20 protein-coding genes and 1 pseudogene are annotated in these 19,969 nt (G+C 69.3%); 9 read left to right on the top strand and 12 right to left on the bottom strand.

All coding sequences use genetic code 11. The annotated features are described in order from the left end of the window. The first annotated feature begins 32 nt into the window (after positions 1-32). The 3 genes from H7K45_RS01445 (at position 33) to H7K45_RS01435 (ending at position 2,042) form a co-directional block, all read left to right on the top strand. The gene (locus H7K45_RS01445; RefSeq protein WP_263994236.1) at positions 33-890 is read left to right on the top strand and encodes a winged helix-turn-helix transcriptional regulator; all 858 of its coding nucleotides are present in this window, start codon (positions 33-35) and stop codon (positions 888-890) included. Then, positions 887-1,438: an isochorismatase family protein gene (locus tag H7K45_RS01440; RefSeq protein WP_263993932.1), complete on the top strand. Its 552-nt coding sequence runs from the start codon at positions 887-889 to the stop codon at positions 1,436-1,438. The genes H7K45_RS01445 and H7K45_RS01440 overlap by 4 nt, the downstream gene beginning before the upstream one ends. 154 nt (positions 1,439-1,592) lie before the next feature. Beyond that, positions 1,593-2,042, top strand: a complete 450-nt coding sequence (locus H7K45_RS01435) for an Hsp20/alpha crystallin family protein (protein WP_263993931.1) — start codon at positions 1,593-1,595, stop codon at positions 2,040-2,042. A gap of 43 nt (positions 2,043-2,085) precedes the next feature. Here the strand turns inward: H7K45_RS01435 and H7K45_RS01430 are convergent, their stop codons facing one another. Both H7K45_RS01430 and H7K45_RS01425 read right to left on the bottom strand, forming a co-directional pair. Next, positions 2,086-2,670, bottom strand: a complete 585-nt coding sequence (locus H7K45_RS01430) for a GNAT family N-acetyltransferase (protein ID WP_263993930.1) — start codon at positions 2,668-2,670, stop codon at positions 2,086-2,088. Next, positions 2,667-3,101: a hypothetical protein gene (locus H7K45_RS01425; RefSeq protein ID WP_263993929.1), complete on the bottom strand. Its 435-nt coding sequence runs from the start codon at positions 3,099-3,101 to the stop codon at positions 2,667-2,669. Before H7K45_RS01425 ends, H7K45_RS01430 begins: the two co-directional genes overlap by 4 nt. Before the next feature lie 94 nt (positions 3,102-3,195). Here H7K45_RS01425 and H7K45_RS01420 point away from each other — a divergent pair, with 94 nt between their 5' ends. After that, positions 3,196-3,642 (top strand): cupin domain-containing protein, encoded by a 447-nt coding sequence (locus H7K45_RS01420; RefSeq protein WP_263993928.1) that lies wholly within the window; start codon positions 3,196-3,198, stop codon positions 3,640-3,642. On the opposite strand, the gene H7K45_RS01415 is transcribed toward H7K45_RS01420, so the two are convergent. Further along, positions 3,632-4,357, bottom strand: a complete 726-nt coding sequence (locus H7K45_RS01415; RefSeq protein WP_263993926.1) for a 3-keto-5-aminohexanoate cleavage protein — start codon at positions 4,355-4,357, stop codon at positions 3,632-3,634. The two genes, H7K45_RS01420 and H7K45_RS01415, sit on opposite strands and share 11 nt — an antisense overlap. A 50-nt stretch (positions 4,358-4,407) precedes the next feature. Between H7K45_RS01415 and H7K45_RS01410 the strand changes: the two genes are divergently transcribed. Beyond that, a complete protein-coding gene (locus H7K45_RS01410; protein WP_263993925.1) occupies positions 4,408-6,120 on the top strand; it encodes an NAD-binding protein in 1,713 nt (570 codons plus the stop codon). On the opposite strand, the gene H7K45_RS01405 is transcribed toward H7K45_RS01410, so the two are convergent. Genes H7K45_RS01405 through H7K45_RS01385 form a run of 5 tightly spaced genes read right to left on the bottom strand, consistent with a single transcriptional unit; the run spans position 6,101 to position 10,303 of the window. Beyond that, positions 6,101-6,541 carry a type II toxin-antitoxin system Rv0910 family toxin gene (locus H7K45_RS01405; protein ID WP_263993924.1) on the bottom strand — a complete coding sequence of 147 codons (441 nt, stop codon included), beginning with the start codon at positions 6,539-6,541 and terminating at the stop codon, positions 6,101-6,103. The genes H7K45_RS01410 and H7K45_RS01405 overlap by 20 nt on opposite strands. A 3-nt stretch (positions 6,542-6,544) precedes the next feature. Then, positions 6,545-6,808: an antitoxin gene (locus H7K45_RS01400; protein WP_263993922.1), complete on the bottom strand. Its 264-nt coding sequence runs from the start codon at positions 6,806-6,808 to the stop codon at positions 6,545-6,547. Between the two features lie 23 nt (positions 6,809-6,831). After that, positions 6,832-8,445 carry a serine hydrolase gene (locus H7K45_RS01395; protein WP_263993920.1) on the bottom strand — a complete coding sequence of 538 codons (1,614 nt, stop codon included), beginning with the start codon at positions 8,443-8,445 and terminating at the stop codon, positions 6,832-6,834. Between the two features lie 17 nt (positions 8,446-8,462). Further along, entirely contained in the window at positions 8,463-9,569 is a 1,107-nt protein-coding gene (locus tag H7K45_RS01390) for an MBL fold metallo-hydrolase (RefSeq protein WP_263993919.1), read from the bottom strand. Further along, complete coding sequence (locus H7K45_RS01385) at positions 9,569-10,303, bottom strand: enoyl-CoA hydratase (protein ID WP_263993917.1); 735 nt, start codon at positions 10,301-10,303, stop codon at positions 9,569-9,571. The genes H7K45_RS01390 and H7K45_RS01385 overlap by 1 nt, the downstream gene beginning before the upstream one ends. A 27-nt stretch (positions 10,304-10,330) precedes the next feature. Here H7K45_RS01385 and H7K45_RS01380 point away from each other — a divergent pair. Next, positions 10,331-11,807: pseudogene (locus tag H7K45_RS01380) on the top strand (carboxyl transferase domain-containing protein). A gap of 105 nt (positions 11,808-11,912) precedes the next feature. After that, positions 11,913-12,605, top strand: a complete 693-nt coding sequence (locus tag H7K45_RS01375) for a hypothetical protein (RefSeq protein WP_263993915.1) — start codon at positions 11,913-11,915, stop codon at positions 12,603-12,605. Here the strand turns inward: H7K45_RS01375 and H7K45_RS01370 are convergent. Further along, positions 12,602-13,144, bottom strand: a complete 543-nt coding sequence (locus tag H7K45_RS01370; RefSeq protein ID WP_263993914.1) for a TetR/AcrR family transcriptional regulator — start codon at positions 13,142-13,144, stop codon at positions 12,602-12,604. The two genes, H7K45_RS01375 and H7K45_RS01370, sit on opposite strands and share 4 nt — an antisense overlap. A 101-nt stretch (positions 13,145-13,245) precedes the next feature. Between H7K45_RS01370 and H7K45_RS01365 the strand changes: the two genes are divergently transcribed. Together H7K45_RS01365 and H7K45_RS01360 are read left to right on the top strand one after the other, a co-directional pair. Next, positions 13,246-14,379 carry an FAD-dependent oxidoreductase gene (locus tag H7K45_RS01365; RefSeq protein ID WP_263993913.1) on the top strand — a complete coding sequence of 378 codons (1,134 nt, stop codon included), beginning with the start codon at positions 13,246-13,248 and terminating at the stop codon, positions 14,377-14,379. 45 nt (positions 14,380-14,424) lie between these two features. Beyond that, complete coding sequence (locus H7K45_RS01360; RefSeq protein ID WP_263993912.1) at positions 14,425-15,798, top strand: NAD(P)/FAD-dependent oxidoreductase; 1,374 nt, start codon at positions 14,425-14,427, stop codon at positions 15,796-15,798. On the opposite strand, the gene H7K45_RS01355 is transcribed toward H7K45_RS01360, so the two are convergent. Genes H7K45_RS01355 through H7K45_RS01345 form a run of 3 tightly spaced genes read right to left on the bottom strand, consistent with a single transcriptional unit; the run spans position 15,738 to position 19,968 of the window. After that, positions 15,738-16,166: a hypothetical protein gene (locus tag H7K45_RS01355; protein WP_263993911.1), complete on the bottom strand. Its 429-nt coding sequence runs from the start codon at positions 16,164-16,166 to the stop codon at positions 15,738-15,740. The two genes, H7K45_RS01360 and H7K45_RS01355, sit on opposite strands and share 61 nt — an antisense overlap. A 41-nt stretch (positions 16,167-16,207) precedes the next feature. After that, positions 16,208-18,028 carry an ABC transporter ATP-binding protein gene (locus tag H7K45_RS01350; RefSeq protein ID WP_263993910.1) on the bottom strand — a complete coding sequence of 607 codons (1,821 nt, stop codon included), beginning with the start codon at positions 18,026-18,028 and terminating at the stop codon, positions 16,208-16,210. Beyond that, positions 18,025-19,968: an ABC transporter ATP-binding protein gene (locus H7K45_RS01345; protein WP_372512480.1), complete on the bottom strand. Its 1,944-nt coding sequence runs from the start codon at positions 19,966-19,968 to the stop codon at positions 18,025-18,027. The genes H7K45_RS01350 and H7K45_RS01345 overlap by 4 nt, the downstream gene beginning before the upstream one ends. Between the last annotated feature and the right edge of the window lies 1 nt (position 19,969).

The following is a 19,969-nucleotide window of genomic DNA, read 5'->3' as shown; positions in this document are numbered from 1 at the left end:
TGGACGCGCGTGACGTCAACGCCGTCGGCCGGATGCTGGGCGTGCTGGGCGACGAATGGACGCTGCTGATTGCGCAGCAGGCGCTGCTCGGGGTAACTCGGTACGGCGACTTCGCCACCCGCCTGCCGATCTCGCACGCCGTGCTCGTGCGTCGGTTGACGGCGATGACGGCCGACGGGCTGCTGGAACGGCAGCCGTACCAGGAGCGGCCCCCGCGGTATGAGTACGTGCCGACGGCGCAGGGCCGATCGCTGTGGCCGGTGTTGACCGCGATCTGGGAGTGGGAGCGCCGCTGGGTGCCCGAGCACGCCGAACGGCTGCCGACGATGCACCACCTCGGCTGCGGGTCCGATTTCTCGCCGCAGGTCACGTGCCAGGCGTGCCAACAGGTCGTCACCGAGAAGGACGTGACTGCCTCCTGGGGGCCGAGCGGGTCGTGGGCGCGCTCCATGCCTGCCGAGTCGACGCGCCGGCGCTCGGCCTCGCAGGCGGCGGGACGGGCGGGGCTGTTCCCGCAGACCATGGAGATCCTCGGAAACCGGTGGTCCTTCGCCCTTCTGGTCGCGGCGTTCGTCGGCACGACCCGGTTCAACGACTTCGCAGGCCAACTCGGCGCTCCCCCGGGCTCGCTGGCCGACAGGTTGCAAATCCTCACGTGCAGTGGGGTTCTCGACGCCACCGGCGGGCGGTATCTGCTCACCGAGAAGGGCCGCGCCACCTTTCCCATTCTCATCACCGCCCTGCAGTGGGCGCAGCGCTGGTTCGCGGCCCCCGAGGGCCCGGCCGTGATCCTGCGGCATGATTCGTGTGGCGTGGCGTTCGACGCCGTGCTCAGCTGTGACCAGTGCGCCGCTCCGCTGCGCGGCGCCGACGTGGAGGACAGGCGATGACCACTCTGGAGAACCGGCCCAACAGTGCACTATTGGTCGTCGACGTGCAGAACGGCGTCGTCGCAGGTGCGTATGCGCGTGACGCGGTGGTGGCGACGATTCGCCACCTCGTCGACCGGGCGCGTGCCGAACGCGTACCCGTGATCTGGGTGCAGCACTCCGACGACGAGCTGGCCAGGGGCAGCGACGAATGGCAGATCGTGCCCGAACTCGGCCGGTCGGCCGACGAAACGCTCGTCGAGAAGAATCACGGCGATTCCTTCGAGGCCACCACGCTGGAGCACGATCTGGCCGAACTCGGCGTCGGCAGGCTGGTGGTGGTGGGGGCCTCGACCGACCAGTGCGTGCGGTCGACCATTCACGGCGGGTTCGCCCGAGGCTACGACGTCACCCTCGTCGGTGACGCCCACACGACGGAGGATCTGACGTCCTACGGGGCACCGCCCCCGGATGCGGTGGTCGCACACACCAACCTCTACTGGAGTCACCAGACGGCGCCGGGACGCGCCGCCGAGGTCGTCTCGGCCGCGGACGTACGCCTGAGTTGAGCCGGATGTCGTTGTGGCGCTCCACGACTGGCGTGAAATTCGGCCAAGAAATTTCTTGGCACTCTCGCCCTATGAGTGCTAATTTTGGAAGCGCACAGTGATTGACAGCCCGCCGCGGTGGCGGGCATCGAGTCGACGAGGGAGGTGGATTGCTGTGCTTCGCTTTGATCCGTTTGGTGACTTCGACGTGTTGACCCGTGGCCTGGTGAACGCTCAGACCGGATCGAATCGCAGTCCTCGGTTCATGCCGATGGACCTTTGCAAGGTTGGCGACCACTATCTGCTGACCGCCGACCTTCCCGGCGTGGATCCCGGCTCGGTCGACATCGACGTGGACGGCGGGACGCTGACGATCTCCGCGCATCGGACCGCTCGCAGCGAGGATTCCGTCCAGTGGCTGACCAACGAGAGGTTCTTCGGCACCTACCGCAGGCAGCTGTCCCTTGGTGACGGCGTCGACGCGTCCGCGATCAGCGCAACCTACGAGAATGGCGTTCTGGCCGTGACGATTCCGATCGCCGAGAGGGCCAAGCCGCGCAAGGTGCAGATCGCCCACGGCGGCGACCGGACGTCCATCGAGGCGAACACGGTCGACGCCGGTTAGCACCCCCGACCCAGGACCGGTGCCGACGCTTGCCGAGGCGTCGTCACCGGTCCAGTCGGAAGTTCAGGTTGTTGCGCACCGACGGCCATTCGCCGTCCAGGATCGAGTAGACGACCGTGTCGCGCCGCGATCCGTCGGGCAGTAGTTGATGGCTGCGCAGGATTCCGTCACGCTTGGCGCCGAGACGCTCGATCGCGGCGCGACTGGTCGAGTTGAAGAAGTGCGTACGGAATTCGACTGCGACGCAACCCAATCGATCGAAGGCGTGCCCGAGCATCAGTAGCTTGCACTCGGTGTTGACGCCCGACCTGCGGACGGACTGCCGATACCAGGTGTAACCGATCTCGAGCCGGCGATTGGGTGGGTCCACGTGGCAGTAGCTCGACGACCCGACCACCGCGCCGTCGCGTGCTCGCACGACGAACGTGAGCCCGGTGTCGGGATGTTGCACCGCCAGCCGCCCGTCGATCCACTCCTGCGCCGACTCCGTGGTCGGGGCACTGGTGAACCACAGCGGTCGCACGTCGGCGGCGGCCGCGGCGATCTCGGGTGCATGTTCCGCCGTCAGCGGCTCCAGACGCACCCAGCGGTCCCCGCTGAGCACCACCGGGTCGACGAAACCACTCATCGGCCACTCCCCATCTCAGCCCATGCCGTCACCATCGCGAACACCGACAACACCGCCGCGGCGACCACGGCTCCCGCACCGACGTAGAGGCCGTAACCCGCGACGATTGGGTTGCCGACGTACAGCCGGTAGTACCACACCACCAGCACGGCCAGGACCACCGAAATGCCCAGCGCTGCAGTGGAAGCGAGCTTGGGTCGAAGTCTGCGCGCCGACATCGCCGCCGCCACGGCCAACACCGAACTCAGCACGACGATCAACTGGCCGACTCCGAAGCCATTCGGCGGGACGCCGATGGCCCCGAGTTTCCCGCCGATGGCGTTGGCCCGGCCCCCGCCGTCGGCGCTGGTGACCAACCACGGCAACCACGCGCTCACCAGGAGCACCGCCGCGCACAGCACGACGAACCATCCCGGGCGCAGGCGAGCCATGCCAGGAGCGTATCGGGTCGGCGTGCCACCGCGACATAGGTCGGCCTGCCTCCGCGACATAGGTCGGCCTGCCTCCGCGACGTAGGCTGACGGCATGAGCGAGCTCCCGGAATGGGCGAGGAAACTCGACCTGTCGCCCCACCCCGAGGGAGGCTGGTACCGGGAGACGTGGCGCAGCGCGCTGACCCTGGAACGGCCCGCATTGCCGACGGAGTACGGCGGTGCACGGAGCGCGGGCACTGCCATCCTGTTCCTGCTGATGCCCGGGCAGCAGTCGGCCTGGCACACCGTGCGCAGCGCCGAGCTGTGGCTCCACCACCGCGGCAGCCCGTTGCTGCTCGACATCGGGGCCGAAAGAGACGGCGCGACAACTCATCTCCTCGGCAGTGACGTCGAGGCAGGCGAGCACCCGCAGGTCGTCGTGCCGCCAGGGCACTGGCAGCGCGCGGTGCCCCGCGACGACGAACCGACACTGGTCAGCTGCGTCGTCGTCCCCGGTTTCGACTTCGCCGACTTCGCCCTCGTCACCCCTACCGACTGAGCAGCTCCACCGCGGCGGAGACCAGTGCGGCGTTGTCAGGGGTCACCGACCCGTCGGGCAATTTCAGGGTGTCCTCCATGCCGATGCGCGTCTGCACACCGCAGACACCCGCGTGCTCGAGCAACGGCCAGCAACTGTCGTCGAGGCCGTGCAACAACACCGGCGCCGGCGAATTCGCCGCAGCGATTCGTTCCAGCATCGCGTCGGCGACGGCCACGTCTTCGTGCCCCTGAAGCTCGACCATCACCCGCATGCAGTGCTGCACCATCTTCGACTCCGCCCACGACGCGGCGGCCTCCAGATGGAACAGGCCGATCTCGACTCCGAGACCCTTGCCGAGCAGGACGTCGGCGAGCTCCGGCGAGCCGGGCTCGTGCCAGTTCAGCGACGCGAAGTCCGGCAGCACCGTCCAGGCCTCGACGGCACGGCGTCGCGCGTCGGGGTCGGGCAACGCCCAGAACCCGGTGGTGACCCCCAGCGGCAGCCCGGGCACCGCAGCCCGGACGGCGGTCACCGCGGCAGCGACGACGTCGGGCTCCAGCGAGTCCTTGCCGTCGGGGGTCTTGGGGTGCATGTGCACGGCCTGGGCGCCCGCCTCGTGCGCCGACACCGCCGCGGCCGCGAGCTGCTCGGGGGTGACGGGCAGATTCGGGTGCTGATCGGGGGTGCGAGCACCGTTGACACAGGCCTTGACGTAGATCTTCGCGTTGGGCATGGGTACATCTTCGCCCTTCGCCGTCAGGCTTTCCGAAGTACCGTCTCCCCATGGAGGGGCACATCATCGTCTGCGGTGACGATCCGTTGGGGTTGCGGATCGTCGAGCAGCTCCGCAGCGCCGGCCGTGAGATCGCGATCGTCGAGTCCCCCGCCGAACTGCGCGACGCAGGCATCGCCCATGCCTCCGCGTTGATCTGCGCGGACGACGACGACGCCCTGAACCTCGAAATCGCCCTGTTGGCACGGGAATTGAATCCCACCGTACGAGTCGTCGCACGTCTGGCCAACGGCGTTCTGCGCGAGGCCGTCGCCATCGGCAACGGCCCCGGCGCCGTCCTCGACGTCGCCGACGTGGCCGCGCCCTCGGTCGTCGAGGCGTGCCTGTCGCGCACCACCCATTCGATCACCGTCGCCGGTGTGGAGTTCGTCGTCTCCGGCACGACGGCGCCGCGAGCGGCCACGTTGCGGGAGCTGTTCGGCGACCTCGCGCCGGTCGCCGTGCTGCGCGGTGAGCAGTCTCCGGAGCCGGGGACGGTGGTGCCGTGCCCCGGCAGAGACGAGCGCGTCGAACCCGGGGACTGGACGGCGATGATCGGCACGGCCGACGATCTCTCCGCCCAAGGCATCGCCGTAACCGCGGCCCGGACCCCTGACACGCACGCGCGGCGGTCGCCGGTGAAGCCGCTCACCGACGCGCTGCGGGCGTTCCGTGAAGACGTCAACCCCAACTTCTTCAAGGCGCTGTCCGTGTCGATGACGCTGCTGATCGGAGCGACGGTGTTGTTGCGCTTCGCCTACCACCGTCCGGGCATGAGCATCGTGGACGCGCTCTACTTCTCGACCGAGACCATCGCGACCGTCGGATACGGCGACTTCAGCTTCGTCGACCAGCCGACCTGGTTGCGACTGTTCGGGATCGTGCTGATGTTCGCCGGTGTCACCACCACCGCCGTGCTGATGGCGTTCGTGGCCGATCTGCTGCTGTCGCGGCGCATCGCGCAGAACGCCGGCCGCCGCAAGGTGCGGGACCTGACCGACCACGTCGTCGTCGTCGGCCTCGGCTCGTTCGGCATTCGGGTGGTGGCGGACCTGAAGGCCGCCGGGCACGACGTCGTCGTGGTCGAGCGCAGCCGTGACAACCGCTACCTGTCGTCGGCGGCCCAGCTCGACGTGCCGGTCATCTTTGGTGACGCCACGCTGGCGCAGACGCTCGAGGACGCTCGCATCGACGACGCCGTCGCCGTGGCCGTCCTCACACAGGACGACATGGTGAACATCGAGACGGGCATCGTGCTTCGCGAACGGCTCGGCGAGCGGTGGCTGCGATCGGCGGACGGTCCGGGTGTGCCGGTCGTGCTACGAATCTACGACCGGACCCTGGGACGGGCAGTCGCCCAACGCTTCGGCTTCGAGAACGTCCGCTCGACGGTCGAACTCGCGGCCCCGTGGTTCATCGGCGCCGCCATGGGGCTGGAGGTGCTCGGCACCTTCTCGGTGGGCCAGCAGTCCTTCATGGTCGGCGGGGTCGAGGTGGCACGGGGCAGCAAACTCGACGGCCTGCGGATGGCCGACATGTCGACCCAGACCCGCGTCATCGCGATCTCGCGTGGCCCGGGTGACGTCCAACTGCATCCCCGCCGGGACACCCGGTTGGCCGCCGGAGACACGGCATATCTCGTGGGCCCGCACCGGGAACTGTTGGATACGTTGCACGAGGGACTGTCCGAGTTCGCGCAGGGGGTTACGCGAAGACGGACTTGAACCTGTCCAGTGACTCGCGGATGTCGCTCTTGAGCGAGCCCGCGACGATCATCCCGATCGGACCGAACAGTGCAGGGCCGCCCAGGTGCACGTCAAAGGTCACGGTGGAGGTGGTCGCCGTCTCGTCGGCGGGCTTGACCCGGCCGATCAGCTTGACCTTGACCCCGCCCTTGCCGTCGCCGTCGAGGGTCAGCGAGTGCGGCGGCTTGTAGCTGACGATGGTCCACCGGACCAGGTTCATCATTCCCTTGACCTCGACGACCGAGGCGAGCTTGGTGCCCTTCTCCAGGGTGTCGGGCAGCGTGCTACGCCACACCCGGTGGATGGTGAGCCACTCCTTGTACCGCGAGAGGTCCGAGGCTGCGTCCCAAGCCTTCTCGGGTGGCAGCGGGACGTCGACGGAGACCGAGAGCTTCGCCATGGCCTACGACGTGGGAGGCGGCCCGGCTGGCGTGGCGGGCGGCGTGGTGTCGGGCGACTGCTGAACCGGGGGCTGCGAGGCGGGCGGCTGCTGCCTGCCTGCGTTGTCCCTGGCCGCCTTCTTCGCGGCCTCCTGCACCTTGTCCACCTGCCCGGCGTACTTGCCCTGCGTCTTCTTGTCGACCAGGTCGCCAGCCTTGTCGATCGCCTTGTCGACCTTGTCGGCGTTCTTGGACGCCAGGTCCTTCACCTTGTCAAGAAATCCCATGCCACCACCCTAATCAGTTCGCGTCAGCGGCTGAAGGTACCCATCTTCTCGTCGTCGTAGTACTCGAGGTTGAGCTTGTCGCCGTAGAAGGTCGCCTTGGAGATCGAACCGGGCGGCGCGTTCTCCCCCTGCGGCACGAAGGTGAACACGTTGCCGTCCCAGTGGGTCAGTTCCAGCTTCTCCCGCGGACCGAGCGCCAGCGTCAGCTTTCCGTCGGCGTCGGTGACGGTGGCCGGGCCCCAGTACGCATTCTCGTAGGTGCCGACGATCGTCGGGGTCGGCGGCGCAGGCGCGGGGGCCGTCGGCGGCTTCTGGCCGGCCAGCGAGCCCTCCGGCTGCTCCATCGCGGCGAAGGCCTGACCGTAGAGCGTGCGCCAGTCCTCGCGCACCTCGCCGAACTGAACCAGGTCGGCGAACTCCGCGGTCAGCGTCTCCGGCACACCCGACGGCGTGGCGTTGGTCAACGCGACGATGGCCACGTCCGCCGACGGGATGACCACGAAGTTGGTGCCCGCTCCCAGCTCGAACGCGCCCGAGTGGCTGAACTGGGTTCGGGCCGCCACCGTCGTCCCGACGTTGAAGCCGTACCCGTAGAAGGCGGGCCGGGCAGCGGGCTCGGACGGCGGGCTCGCCACGATCTGCGGTGTGACGGCGGCCAGCAACTGCTTCGGGTCGACGATCGTCTTGCCGCCGACCGTGCCGTTGGCCAACACCATCGTCAGCCACTTGGCCATGTCGTTCGCCGTCGAACTGACCCCGCCCGCCGGGGATTCGGCTTGCGCGTCGCGGACGTAGAGCGGCTTGTAGGCCCCGTCGACGTGGATGTGTCCGATGGCCCGGTCGGGCCTTGCCTCGTAGTCGGCGAACTGCGAGCTGGTCGACGTCATGCCAAGCGGACCGTAGAGCACCTCCTGGCTGAGGTCCTCCCACGTCTTGCCCGCGCTGGTGGCCACGGCCTCGGCGCCAGCGGTGAGCCCAAAATTGGTGTAGGCGTAGGACGTACGGAACTGTCCGAGCGGCAGCTGGCGCAGATGGTCGAGGATGTAGCGCCGGTCGTAGCCGAGATCCTCCAGCAGGTCGCCGGCATGGTCCGGCAGCCCGGAACGGTGGGAGTACATGTCACCGACGGTCACCAGCTTGGTGATGGTGGGGTCGGCGAGGGCGAACCATGGCAGCTTCTCGACGACCGGGGTGTCCCAGCCGATGGCACCCTCACCGACCTGGTGGGCGACGACGGTAGAGCCGAGCGGCTTGGACAGCGACGCCAGCTGGAACACCGTGTCGGGGTCGACCCCGTTGGCGGGATCGGCTCCCTTGCGAACGTCCTTGACGCCGAAGCCCTTGGCGTAGACCACCTTTCCGCCGTGAACGACGGCGACCGACATACCGGGTATGCCCGACTTCTTCATCAGCTCGTCGGCGATGCCGTCGAGTTTGGCGACGGCCTTGCCGACCGCGTCGTCGGGCAGCGGCATCGCAGGCACCAAGGGGGGAGCCACGGGAGCCGCCGACGGATCAGCCGCTGCGGGCGCCGGAGCGCTGGAGGGGCCGGCCTGCGGCGCCTGCTTCGCGCAGCCCCCGAGCGCGGCCGTCACGGCGAGGATGGTGACCAGGCGGAAGACCGGTGAGCGCTGCACACCAGCACGCTAGCCGGTCAGACGCGCCACCATGGGTCCAATGCCGCGGCGGCCGGGTCCACGCGCAGTCCGGGTTTGGGCGTCACCACCCGGACGCCGTCGCCCTCGGCCGCGGTGAGGAGCCGCTCGACGGGTTCGGACCACGGGTGCGGCGCCAGCCGGAACGTCGCCCAGTGGATCGGCATCAGCAACCCGCCGTCGGACACGTCGCGATGCGCGCGCACGGCCTCCTCCGGGTTCATGTGGATGTCGGGCCACCCGGGGTGGTACGCCCCGATCGGCATCAACGTCAGATCGAATGGCCCGTAGTCGGCGCCGATGTCGGCGAAGCTCTTCGTGTAGCCGGTGTCGCCGCCGAAGAAGGCGCGGTGCCGCGGCCCGATGATTGCCCACGACGACCACAGCGTGACGTTGCGGGTCAGGAAACGGCCGGAGAAGTGCCGCGCGGGCGTGCACACCAGCTCGAGTTCCCCGAGGTGGGCGCTCTCGTTCCAGTCCAGTTCGACGATGCGGTTCTTCGGGATGTGCCACGCGCGCAGATGCGCGCCGATGCCGAGCGGCACGTAGAACTTGGCGCGCTGGGTCAGGGCGAGCTGTTTGATGGTGTCGACGTCGAGATGGTCGTAGTGGTCGTGGCTGATGATGACGGCGTCGACCGCGGGCAGCGCCTCCAGCGCGGCGGGCACGGGGTGCAGCCGCTGCGGGCCGACGGCCCGCGAGGGTGAGCACCGATCGCTCCAGACGGGGTCGGCCAGGATGCGGTATCCGTCGACCTCGATCATCGCCGAGGAGTGGCCGTACCAGGTGGCCGCGAGGTCGGCCGCGGCCACGCTGGGGTCCGGGGTGACCAGCGGCACGGGCGTCGCGGGGTGTTGCGCCGAGCCGCCGCCTATCACGTCCCTGGCGAGGAGGAACTGCTCCTGGCGGGTGAGGCTGGCTTCCGACGCCGGCTCCATGTTGACGAAGACGCCGTCGCGGTAGTGCGGCGAGCGCCGCGCGACGGCGTCGATCTCCACCGGCGAGGCGCCGAGCGCGGCCGGAGCGCCCTGTACGGCCCGCAACACCCAGCTTCCGCCGATCAGCGCGGCCGTGCCGCCGATGAATCGCACCGCCTCCCGAAGCATTAGGCCCCCTTGAAGTTCGCCGGCCGCTTCTCGATCCGCGCGACCTGCGCTTCGATGATGTCGTGGCTGGACCACGCCCGGTCGTAGAGCTCCCTGTGGGCGGGCCAGGGGTCTTCGTACGCGCCGTCGTCGTTGAGCACCCGCTTGGCGTGCTGCAACGCCAGCGGCGCGAACCCGGCGAGCTCCTGCGCCCACGCCTGAGCGTCGGCAAGAGTGCCCAGCCGGTTCGCCATTCCGGTCGCCAGGGCGGAGTCGGCGGTGAGCCGCTCGGCGGCCAGCAGCATGCCGCGAGCCCGGCCGGCGCCGACCAGGGAGGTCAACCGGCGAATGCTCCAATTGTCAAGCGCGATACCGTATTTGGCGACGGGAAACTGGAAGTACGCCTCGGGGGCGACGACCCGCAGGTCGCAGATCATCGACAGGATGACCCCGGCGCCGATGGCAGGCCCGTTGATGGCGCCGATGACGGGCACCGGAGCCTGGTCGATCGCGATGTTGAGCGCCTTGGCCTTGTCGGGGAGTTCGTCGGCGACGCCCTGACCGCCGGACAGGTCGGCCCCGGAGCTGAAGACGTGCCCCTGACCGGTGAGCACGATCGCGCGGACGTCCTCGGTGGCGGCCTTCTCGACGGCCTCCCGCAATCCGTCGACCAGTTCGCTGTTGAGTGCGTTGCGGCGTTCGGGCCGCTGCATCTCCAGGGTCAGTACGTTGCCCTCACGGGTCATTCCGATCATGGGGGCCAGCCTATATAGCCTTGCTGGGTGAGTCGGATCGGAGCCATGGCCCTGCGCGACGCGGTCCTCGACGAAGGGTCCTTCGTCAGCTGGGACGGCCCCCCCGCTCGACGTCGCAACCGACGACGACTATCGCCGCGATCTCGCCGAGGCCAGGGCGGCGACCGGCCTCGACGAGTCGGTGCTGACGGGCGAGGGCACGGTGTTCGGCCGCCGCGTGGCCGTCGTGGCCAGTGAGTTCGACTTCCTGGCTGGCTCGATCGGGGTGGCCGCGGCCGAGCGCATCACCACCGCGATCGAACGGGCCACCGCCGAGGCGCTGCCGTTGGTGGCCTCGCCGAGTTCCGGTGGCACCCGGATGCAGGAGGGCACGGTCGCGTTCCTGCAGATGGTGAAGATCGCCGCCGCGGTGGAACTGCACAAACAAGCCCATCTGCCCTACCTGGTGTACCTGCGGCACCCGACGACCGGCGGGGTGTTCGCGTCGTGGGGATCGCTGGGACACGTGACCGCGGCCGAGCCCGGTGCGCTGATCGGCTTCCTTGGACCGCGGGTCTACGAGCACCTGTACGGCGAGCCGTTTCCGACGGGCATCCAGACCGCGGAGAACTTGCACCGGCACGGCGTCATCGACGGCGTCGTCCCGATCGGGCTGCTGCGCTCAACCCTGGACCGTGCGCTGAAGGTGCTGACCGACCCGCCGGGTTCGCCACCGGCGCCACCGGAGGCCGGACCCGTCGCCGACGTGCCTGCGTGGGATTCAGTGGAGATCTCCCGGCGTCCCGACCGGCCCGGCATCGGGTACCTGCTGAGGCACGGGACGACGGAGCGGGTGTTGCTCAGTGGCACCGGCGGGCACGGCGAGGCGGCCACGACGTTGCTGGCGCTGGCCAGATTCGGTGGGCAGCCCGCGGTGGTGGTGGGCCAGCAGCGCGGCGTCGGCGGCGGGTTGGCCGGGCCGCAGGCGTTGCGGGAGGCACGGCGTGGCATGGCACTGGCCGAGGAGTTGCGGCTGCCGCTGGTGCTCGTCATCGACACGCCGGGGCCGGCCCTGTCCGCGGCGGCCGAGGAGGGCGGTCTGGCAAGTGAGATCGCCCGATGCCTCGCCCAGCTCGTCACCCTGGACACGCCGACGGTGTCGGTGCTGCTCGGCCAGGGCAGCGGTGGGCCAGCCCTGGCGATGGTGCCCGCCGACCGCGTCCTGGCCGCCCTGCACGGTTGGCTGGCCCCGCTGCCGCCCGAAGGGGCCAGCGCCATCGTCTTCCGCGACGTCGACCACGCCCCGGAACTCGCTGCCGCACAGGGCATTCGGTCAGCCGATCTGTTGCGCAACGGGATCGTCGACGCCGTGGTCCCGGAGTACACCGACGCCGCCGACACACCGCTGGACTTCACCGAGCGGCTGTCGGCGACCATCGCCGGCGAGCTGACCGCGCTTCGGCGCGTGCCCGCCGAGGAGCGGCTGGCGTCGCGGTTGCGCCGCTATCGACGAATCGGCCTCTGACTTCTCGCCGAACGTGGACTTCTTGACGCGTCTTCGGCGGCAGGCCCGCCGAAAGTCCACGCTCGGCGGGGGTGGGCCAGTGCAAGTGGTGGCATTGTGGAACCCGTGGACTCGGTGCTGCACTTCGCCGGCAACTTCTGGTGGCTGATCTTCCCGCTCGGCGGGGTGATCGGCGGTGGAGTCAGGGCCGTCGCCGCGGCCAACGAACGCCGCGCCGAGCGTCGGCTGGAGCGCTACCGCATCAAGCAGCAGGCCAAGGTGGCGATGGCCGAGGCGTCCGGACGCGGGCGGGTGGACGAGGCGGCCGCCCGCCGCGAGGTGACCAAGGTGCTCGAGCGCCACGACGGCACCGACGCACGGTGGCTGGAGTACGAGCTCGACGTGGCCAAGCTGCTCGACTTTCCGTTGATGACCGACATGCGGGAGCCGCTGACGGCGGAATTTCACCGGGCTCGCAGTCGCGCCGACCTGTTGCGGCCCGCGAACGCCGAGGATCTGGTCGGCGACCGGGACGCCCAGCTGGACTACCGCGACGCCGTCCACTCCTACGTCACCGCGTTCGACGTCGCCGAGGCCGAGGCTGTCCGCCGGCGGCGCAGTGACTTCTCCGCCGAGGCGCAGGAGCGGTTGGAGCGCGCGCAGCGGCTGCTGCGGGTGGCCTCGGACGGGGCGGCCACCACCGACGAACGCCGCAACGCCTACTCCAAGGCCCAGCGCGAGCTCGACGGCCTGATCGTGTTGCCTGCGGTCACCCGAGCCGGCATCGAGCGGCGGATTGCCGGGGAGATCGAGGCCTAGCGGCCCACCGCGTAGCGCTGCAGGGTGGGACCGAGCCATTCGATCAGTTCGTCTCGGCTCAGACCGACGACCGGCGGCAGCCGCAACACGAAGCGGCACAACGCCATGCCGAGGACCTGGGTGGCGATGAGACCGGCCCGGCGCGGCGCGTCGTCGGGGGCGAACTTGGTGATCGCCGGCAGCAGCTGTGCGGCGAAGATGTCGGTCATGCGTTGCGCCGCATCGGCATTGGTGGTGGCCGATCGCAGTAGCACCACCAGTGCGTCGTCGGCCTCCCAGCGCGAGAGGAAGTGCGACACCAACGCGTGACCGAGGTCGTCGGGGGCGAGGTCGGACAGGTCGGGGAATTGCAGGTCGAACTCGGCGGCCGCGGCGAACAACTGGTCCTTGGTGCCGTAGTAGCGCATCACCATCGACGGGTCGATGTTCGCGTCGGCGGCGATGGCCCTGATGGTGGCGGCCTCGTATCCCGACGCCGCGAAGCGCTCGCGGGCCGCAGCCAAGATGACGGCCTTGGTCTGATCGGCCTTCGCTCCCATGACGACGAGCATATGCCAACAGCTGTTGACTTTTGGCGCGGCTCGGCGCACGCTGAGAAAGTCAACATGCGTTGGCATTCGACCGGACCTCAGGAGCACCCATGCACGACACCGACGTCCTCATCGTGGGAGCCGGCCCGACTGGACTGACCCTGGCGGCCTCGCTGCTGCAGGCGGGCGCGCGGGTGACACTCGTCGACCGCGAAGCCGAAGCCGCCAACACCTCGCGCGCAGCCGGGGTCAACGCCCGCACCCTGGAGGTGCTCGAAGCCGTCGACGTCACACGTCGCCTCGTCAAGGAGGGTCTCGAAGCCCCTCGCTTCACCGTGCGCGACGGCGCCACCACGCTGCTGTCCGTGGACTTCACCGGGTTGCCGACGGCCTACCCGTTCACGCTGATGGTGCCGCAGTCGACCACGGAGCGACTCCTGCTGGACCGGGTGCGCGAACTCGGCGGCGACGTGGTCCGACCCAAGGCACTGCTGACCCTCGTCCAGGACGACGCCGGCGTGTCGGCTACCTTCGACGACGGCAGCACCGTCCGGGCCCGCTACGTCGTCGGCACCGACGGCATGCACAGCACCGTGCGAACACAGGCCGGAATCGGCTTCACCGGGGGTGCCTACGCCCACTCGTTCGTGCTCGCCGACGTCCACCTGCGGGGCGAGAAACGCTCCGACGAGGTCCGGCTCTACTGGGCCAGCGACGGGCTGACCGTCGTCGCACCCCTTCCGGACGGGGCGTTTCGCGTCGTCGCACCCGTCGACGACGCACCCGAGGTGCCGTCGGCGGAATTCGTCCAGCACCTCCTCGACGCCCGCAGCCACGGCGGAAGCACCGTGACCGACGTCGTCTGGGGGTCCCGGTTCCGGATCCACCACCGCGTCGCCGACAGCTACCGCCGGGGACGCATCCTGCTCGCCGGGGACGCCGCCCACGTGCACAGCCCGGCCGGCGGTCAGGGCATGAACCTCGGGATTCAGGATGCAGTCGTGCTGGCCGACGCGCTGACGAGAGTGCTGGCAGGTGGGCCGGATTCGGCGCTCGACGACTACGCCGCCGCCCGACGCCCGATCGCCGTGCAGGTCGTCGCGCTGACCGACCGGTTGACCCGGCTCGCCACCATGCCGCGCCCGTTGCGCCCGGCCCGCAACGCCGCGCTGAGGGTGGTCGGACACCTGCCGTGGGTCACCCGGGCGCTGGCGTCGCGGCTCTCCGGGCTGGTCTACCGCTGACGGGGTGCGTGATCGCGGGTCGACGGCACCGGGCACCATGACGGCATGAGCGAAGTCATCGAGGCCGACTACCTGGTGATCGGTGCGGGTGCCATGGGCGTGGCGTTCGTCGACGCCCTCGTCGCCGAGACCGACGCCACCGTGGTGCTCGTCGACCGCAACGATCAGCCCGGCGGGCATTGGGTCAACGCCTATCCCTTCGTTCGGCTGCACCAGCCGTCGGCCTATTACGGGGTGAACTCGCGCCGCCTCGGTACCGACTCCCTCGACGTCAGCGGGTGGAACGAGGGCTTCTACGAACTCGCCAGCGGCGCCGAGGTGTGCGCGTACTACGACACCGTGATGCGCCAGGACCTGCTTCCCACCGGACGAGTCCGGTACTTCCCGATGAGCGAGTACCTGGGAGACAACCACTTTCGGACGCTCGGCGGGGAGGACTACCGCGTCGAGGTTCGCCGCCGGGTGGTCGACGCCACCTACCTGAGCGTGGTGGTTCCGTCGATGCGGCCGCCGCTCTACGACGTCGCCCCCGGGGTCGACTGCATCCCGCCCAACGGTCTCCCCAAGCAGCCGGCCCGAGACCGCTACGTCATCGTCGGCGCCGGCAAGACCTCCATGGACGTCTGCCTGTGGCTGCTGCGCCACGGCGTCGCACCCGATCGGCTGACGTGGATCAAACCGCGCGACTCGTGGCTGCTCGACCGCGCGGCCGTGCAACCCGGTCCGCTGTTCGCCAGGCGGGTGCTTGCAGACTTCTCCGCGCAGGCCCGCGCCATCAACCAGGCGACCTCGATCGACGATCTCTACCTGCGGCTGGAGAAACTGGGCTGCCTGTTAAGGATCGACCCGACGGTCGAACCCACGATGTACCGCTGTGCGATCGTCTCGCGTCACGAACTCGAGCGGCTACGCCTCGTCGAGAACGTCGTCCGGATGGGACGGGTGCGCGCACTGGAACCGGGACGCATCGTGCTCGACGGCGGCACCGTCGACGCCGATCCCGACACCCTGTACGTCGACTGCACCGGCGACGGCATCGGGACGCGGCCGGCCACCCCGGTGTTCACTCCCGGCCACATCACTCTGCAGTCGGTGCGCACGTGTCAGCCGGCGTTCAGCGCCGCCGTCATCGCACGCGTCGAGGCGATGGACGCCGACGACGACGTCAAGAACGACTACTGCCGACCGGTGGAGCATCCGATGGAACCGCTCGACTGGGCCACCATGACGCTCGACTTCAACCACAACCAGCTGACGTGGTTCGACGATCCCGAGATTATGCGCTGGCTCAACCGCGCCCGGCTGAACGTGGTGAGCCACATGCAGACCGACGACGACGCCGCCAAGGCCGGAGCGGCTCAGATCGCGCCGCGGCTGCGCGCGGCCAACGCCAAGTTGGAAGCCCTGCTGCGGGTTTGAACCCAGAGGACGACCGCGGCGACGGCCGCCTCGACGATCGCCAAACTGGTCGCCACGGCCATCAGCGGCGACGTCGTCGCCGCCGGGGTGGTACTCACCACCTGCCCGTGGTGGTGCCCCGGCATCGACAGGTGCACCGCGACCATCCCGAGGTTCATCACCGCCACGACGCACCACACCCGCGGTGATCCCGCCGTCCACAGTTCCCTGGCGCAGTAGAGGCACGCGAGCGCCATGGCGATCACGACCGCCGTGGTCACCGCGCTGCGGGCGTCACCGGCCATCACCGCGTGCAGGGCGGCCGAGCCCGCGGCCAGCAGCGCGCACACCCGTCGACCACCCACGGCGGACGAGTCGAGACGCGACATCGGTCTACCTTGTCACCGACTCCGCGGCGGCGCAGCCCGAGTCAGACCAGGGAGTCGACCCAGGCCCGGTGCAGTGCCGCGTACCGGCCGTCCCCACGCATCAGCTCGGCTGGCGCACCGTCCTCGACGATGCGCCCGTGCTCGAGGACCAACACCCGGTCGGCCACCTCGACGGTGGACAGCCGGTGGGCGATCACGACGGCGGTGCGGTCGGCCAGCACCGTGGCCAGCGCCCGCTGCACCAGTCGCTCGCTGGGGATGTCGAGCGATGAGGTGGCCTCGTCGAGGATGAGCACGGCAGGATCGGCGAGGAAGGCGCGCGCGAAGGCGATCAGCTGCCGCTGGCCCGCCGACAGCCGGCCACCCCGCTTGGCGACGTCGGTGTCGTAGCCGTCGACGAGCGCGTCGACGAATCGGTTGGCGCCGACCGCCTCGGCGGCCGCCCGCACCTCGGCGTCGGTCGCATCGGGCCTGCCGAACCGGATGTTGTCGGCGATGGTGCCCTCGAACATGAAGTTCTCCTGGGTCACCATCACCACGTGCTTGCGCAAATCGGCCTGGGCGAGGTCGCGCAGGTCGACGCCGTCGAGCTCGACCGCACCCGAAGTGGGGTCGTAGAACCTGGCGATCAACTTGGCGATGGTGGTCTTGCCCGCGCCGGTCGTGCCGACCAGCGCCACGGTTTGGCCGGCCGGGATGTCGACCCGCAGATCCGGAAGCACCGGCCGGTCGGGCACGTAGGAGAACGCCACGTCACGAAAGACGATGCCGCCCTTGACCGTCGAGAGCTCGACCGGCTCCTCGGGATCCTCGATGCCGGGCGTCTCGGCCAGCACGCCTGCGATCTTCTCCAGCGCCGCGGCCGCGGACTGGAACGTGTTGAAGAACTGGGAGATCTCCTGCATCGGTTCGAAGAAGATCCGCAGGTACAGCAGGAACGCGGTCAGCGTGCCAAGCGTCATCTCGCCGTTCAGCACCCGGTATCCGCCGTAAAGCAGCACCCCGCCGGTGGTGACGTTGCCGACCAGTCGCACGGCGGGCATGAAGATCGCCAGCAGCTTGAACGCCCGCTCGTTGACGTTCTTGTAGTCGTCGGCGACCGCGGTGAAGATCTCCTGGTTGCGTGGCTCGCGACGGTAGGCCTGCACCGCCTTGATGCCGGTCATCGTCTCGACGAACTGCACGATGACCAACGCCGCGCGCTCGCGCACCAGCTTGTAGGTCTTGGCCGACTCGGTTCGGAACCACCACACCAGCAGCACCAGAATCGGAAAGGCACACAGGCACATCAGGCCGAGCTTCACGTCGAGCACCACCAGCAGCACCGAGGTGCCAAGCAGTGTCAGGACGGCGGTGATCAGACCGTCGAATCCGGTCTGCAACATGTCCTGGATGGCCTCGACGTCGTTGGTCGAGCGTGCCACCACCCGCCCGGAGGTGTAGCGGTCGTGGAACGCGACGTCGAGCCGCTGGAAGTGCCGGAAGATCCTGCGGCGCAACTCGAGCAGGACTTCCTGCCCGATCCGCCCCGAACGACGCAGGAAGAACATCCGGCTGGTCGCCTGGATCACCACGACACCGCACAGCGCCGCGACGATCAGGATCAGTTCCCGCGCGGAACCGCCGTCGACGAGCGGAGGGATGCCGTGGTCGATGCCGCGTTGCACCAGCAATGGCAACGACAGCCGCGCGGCGTTCTCCACCACGATGACGACGGTCAGCAGCGCCACCGCGGTGGCGTAGGGCCGCAGCAGCCCGCCCAACAGGGTTCGCGCCTCGCGGCGACGTGAGATCGACTCGTCAATGGGCAGGTCGGCGTCGTCTCCTGCGACCGCCCGGCCGCGCCAGTCCGTCGTACTCATCGAGACCTCTCAGCTTCCGACGCGACGTAACTGCGGTCCCCGTCCCGGTCGGCCTCCTGCTCCAGGTATAGGTGCTCGAGCCGGGTGCGCTCCTGGTCGCCCTCCCAGTCGCACTCCCGTTCCAGGTCCTCGTCGAGGTCGTCGTCGGCGGCCAGCAGGTAGCGGTACGCCGGGGCGGTGGCGAGCAACTCGGCGTGGGTGCCCACCCGGGTGACGGTCGCGCCCTCACCAGGCACCCGCTCGAGCAGGGCGACGCGATCGGCGAGCAACACCGTCGACGCACGGTTCGCGACGACCAAGCCGGTCACCTCGGAGAGGACTCGGCGCAGCGCCTCGGTGACCACGGCTTCGGTGTGCACGTCCAGCGCCGAGAGGGTGTCGTCCAGCACCAGGATCGACGGGGCCGCCAGCAGGGCCCTGGCCAGCGAAAGTCGTTGCCGCTGACCACCGGAGAGGCTCATGCCCTGCTCACCGATCCGGGTGTCCAGACCGAACGGAAGGTCGTAGACGAACCCGGCGGCCGCCACCTCGATGGCCTGGGCCATCTGCTCCTCCGTCGCCGGATCGCCCGGCGGTCTGCCAAGCGCGAGGTTCTCCGCCACCGACATCGAGAACAGGGTGGGGTCCTCGAAGGCCGTGGCGACGGCCCTGCGCAACGCAGGAAGGGAGAGCTCACGAATGTCGCGGCCGTCGACGAGGATGGCGCCCTCGGTCACGTCGTACAGGCGCGAGAGCAACGAGACGAGCACCGACTTGCCCGATCCCGTCGGGCCGACCAGGGCGATGGTCTCCCCCGGTTCGACGGCGAGGTCGACGTGGCGCAGGGCCCACTCGTCGGAGTCGGGGAACCGGAAGCCGACGTCGACCAGTTCCAGACGGCCGCCGCGCGGCACCTCGCGGTGCGGGCCGTCGGTGATCTCACGCGGCGCGTCGAAGACCTCGACGACACGGTTGGCGGCGGTCATGGCCTCCTGCGTCATCGACAGCAGGAAGCCCAGCGACGCGATGGGCCACACCAGCGACAACATCATCGTGATGAACGCGACCAGGGTGCCCATGGTGACCAGTCCGCTGCCTGCGGCGTAGGCGCCAAGCCCCAGTACGACGATCAGACTGGCGCTGGGGATGGCCTCCAGCAGCGTCCAGAATTGCGCCGACACCCCGACCTTGCGCACCTCGGTGTCGAACAGCGCGGTGGCGCGTTGGTCGAACCGGTCGTAGGCGTACTGCTCGCGGCCGAACGCCTTGACCACCCGAACTCCGAGCGCCTGCTCCTCGACGTGGGTCGCGACGTTGCCCGACTGATCCTGCGCGGCCCGCGACAGCTTGGTGAACTTGCGCTGAAAGTGCAGCACGGTGGCGGTGATCGGAACGATCGAGATCACCACGACCACGCCGAGCGGCCAGTACATGGCCAGCAGGATGCCCGTCACCACGACGATCTGAATGACGTTGAGCAACAAGAACAGCAGCCCGAACGACAGGAACTGGCGAATGGTGCTGAGGTCGTTCATGACCCGCGAGAGCAGCTGACCAGACTGCCACCTGCCGTGGAAGGACATCGGCAGGATCTGCAGCCGCGCGTAGAGGTCCTTGCGGAGGTCGGCCTCGACGCCCATCGTCGCGCGCGAGACCAACCAGCGACGGATGAACCACAGCACGGCCTCGGAGACCAGCAGCGCCATGGCCGCGGAGCCGAGCGTCCACAGGTGCTCTCGATCCTGGTGCCGTACCGGGCCGTCGATGACGGCCTTGGTCATCAACGGGATGGCCACGGTGGCGACGAGGCTCAGCAGCGCCGCGATCAGCATCGAGGTCCACCTCAGCCAGTACGGCTTCAGGTACGGCGCGAGCCGCAGGATGTCCGACGTCGAACGGATGCGACGAGGGGGCGGCGCCACGACGGGCTCGGACCGCAGTCCTTCATCCGTGGGCGTCACA

It is taken from the genome of Mycobacterium yunnanensis (genome assembly GCF_025823185.1).
Classification (GTDB): domain Bacteria; phylum Actinomycetota; class Actinomycetes; order Mycobacteriales; family Mycobacteriaceae; genus Mycobacterium; species Mycobacterium yunnanensis.
Note: the sequence above shows the minus strand (reverse complement) of the source record. Positions and strands in the feature narration are given on the sequence as shown.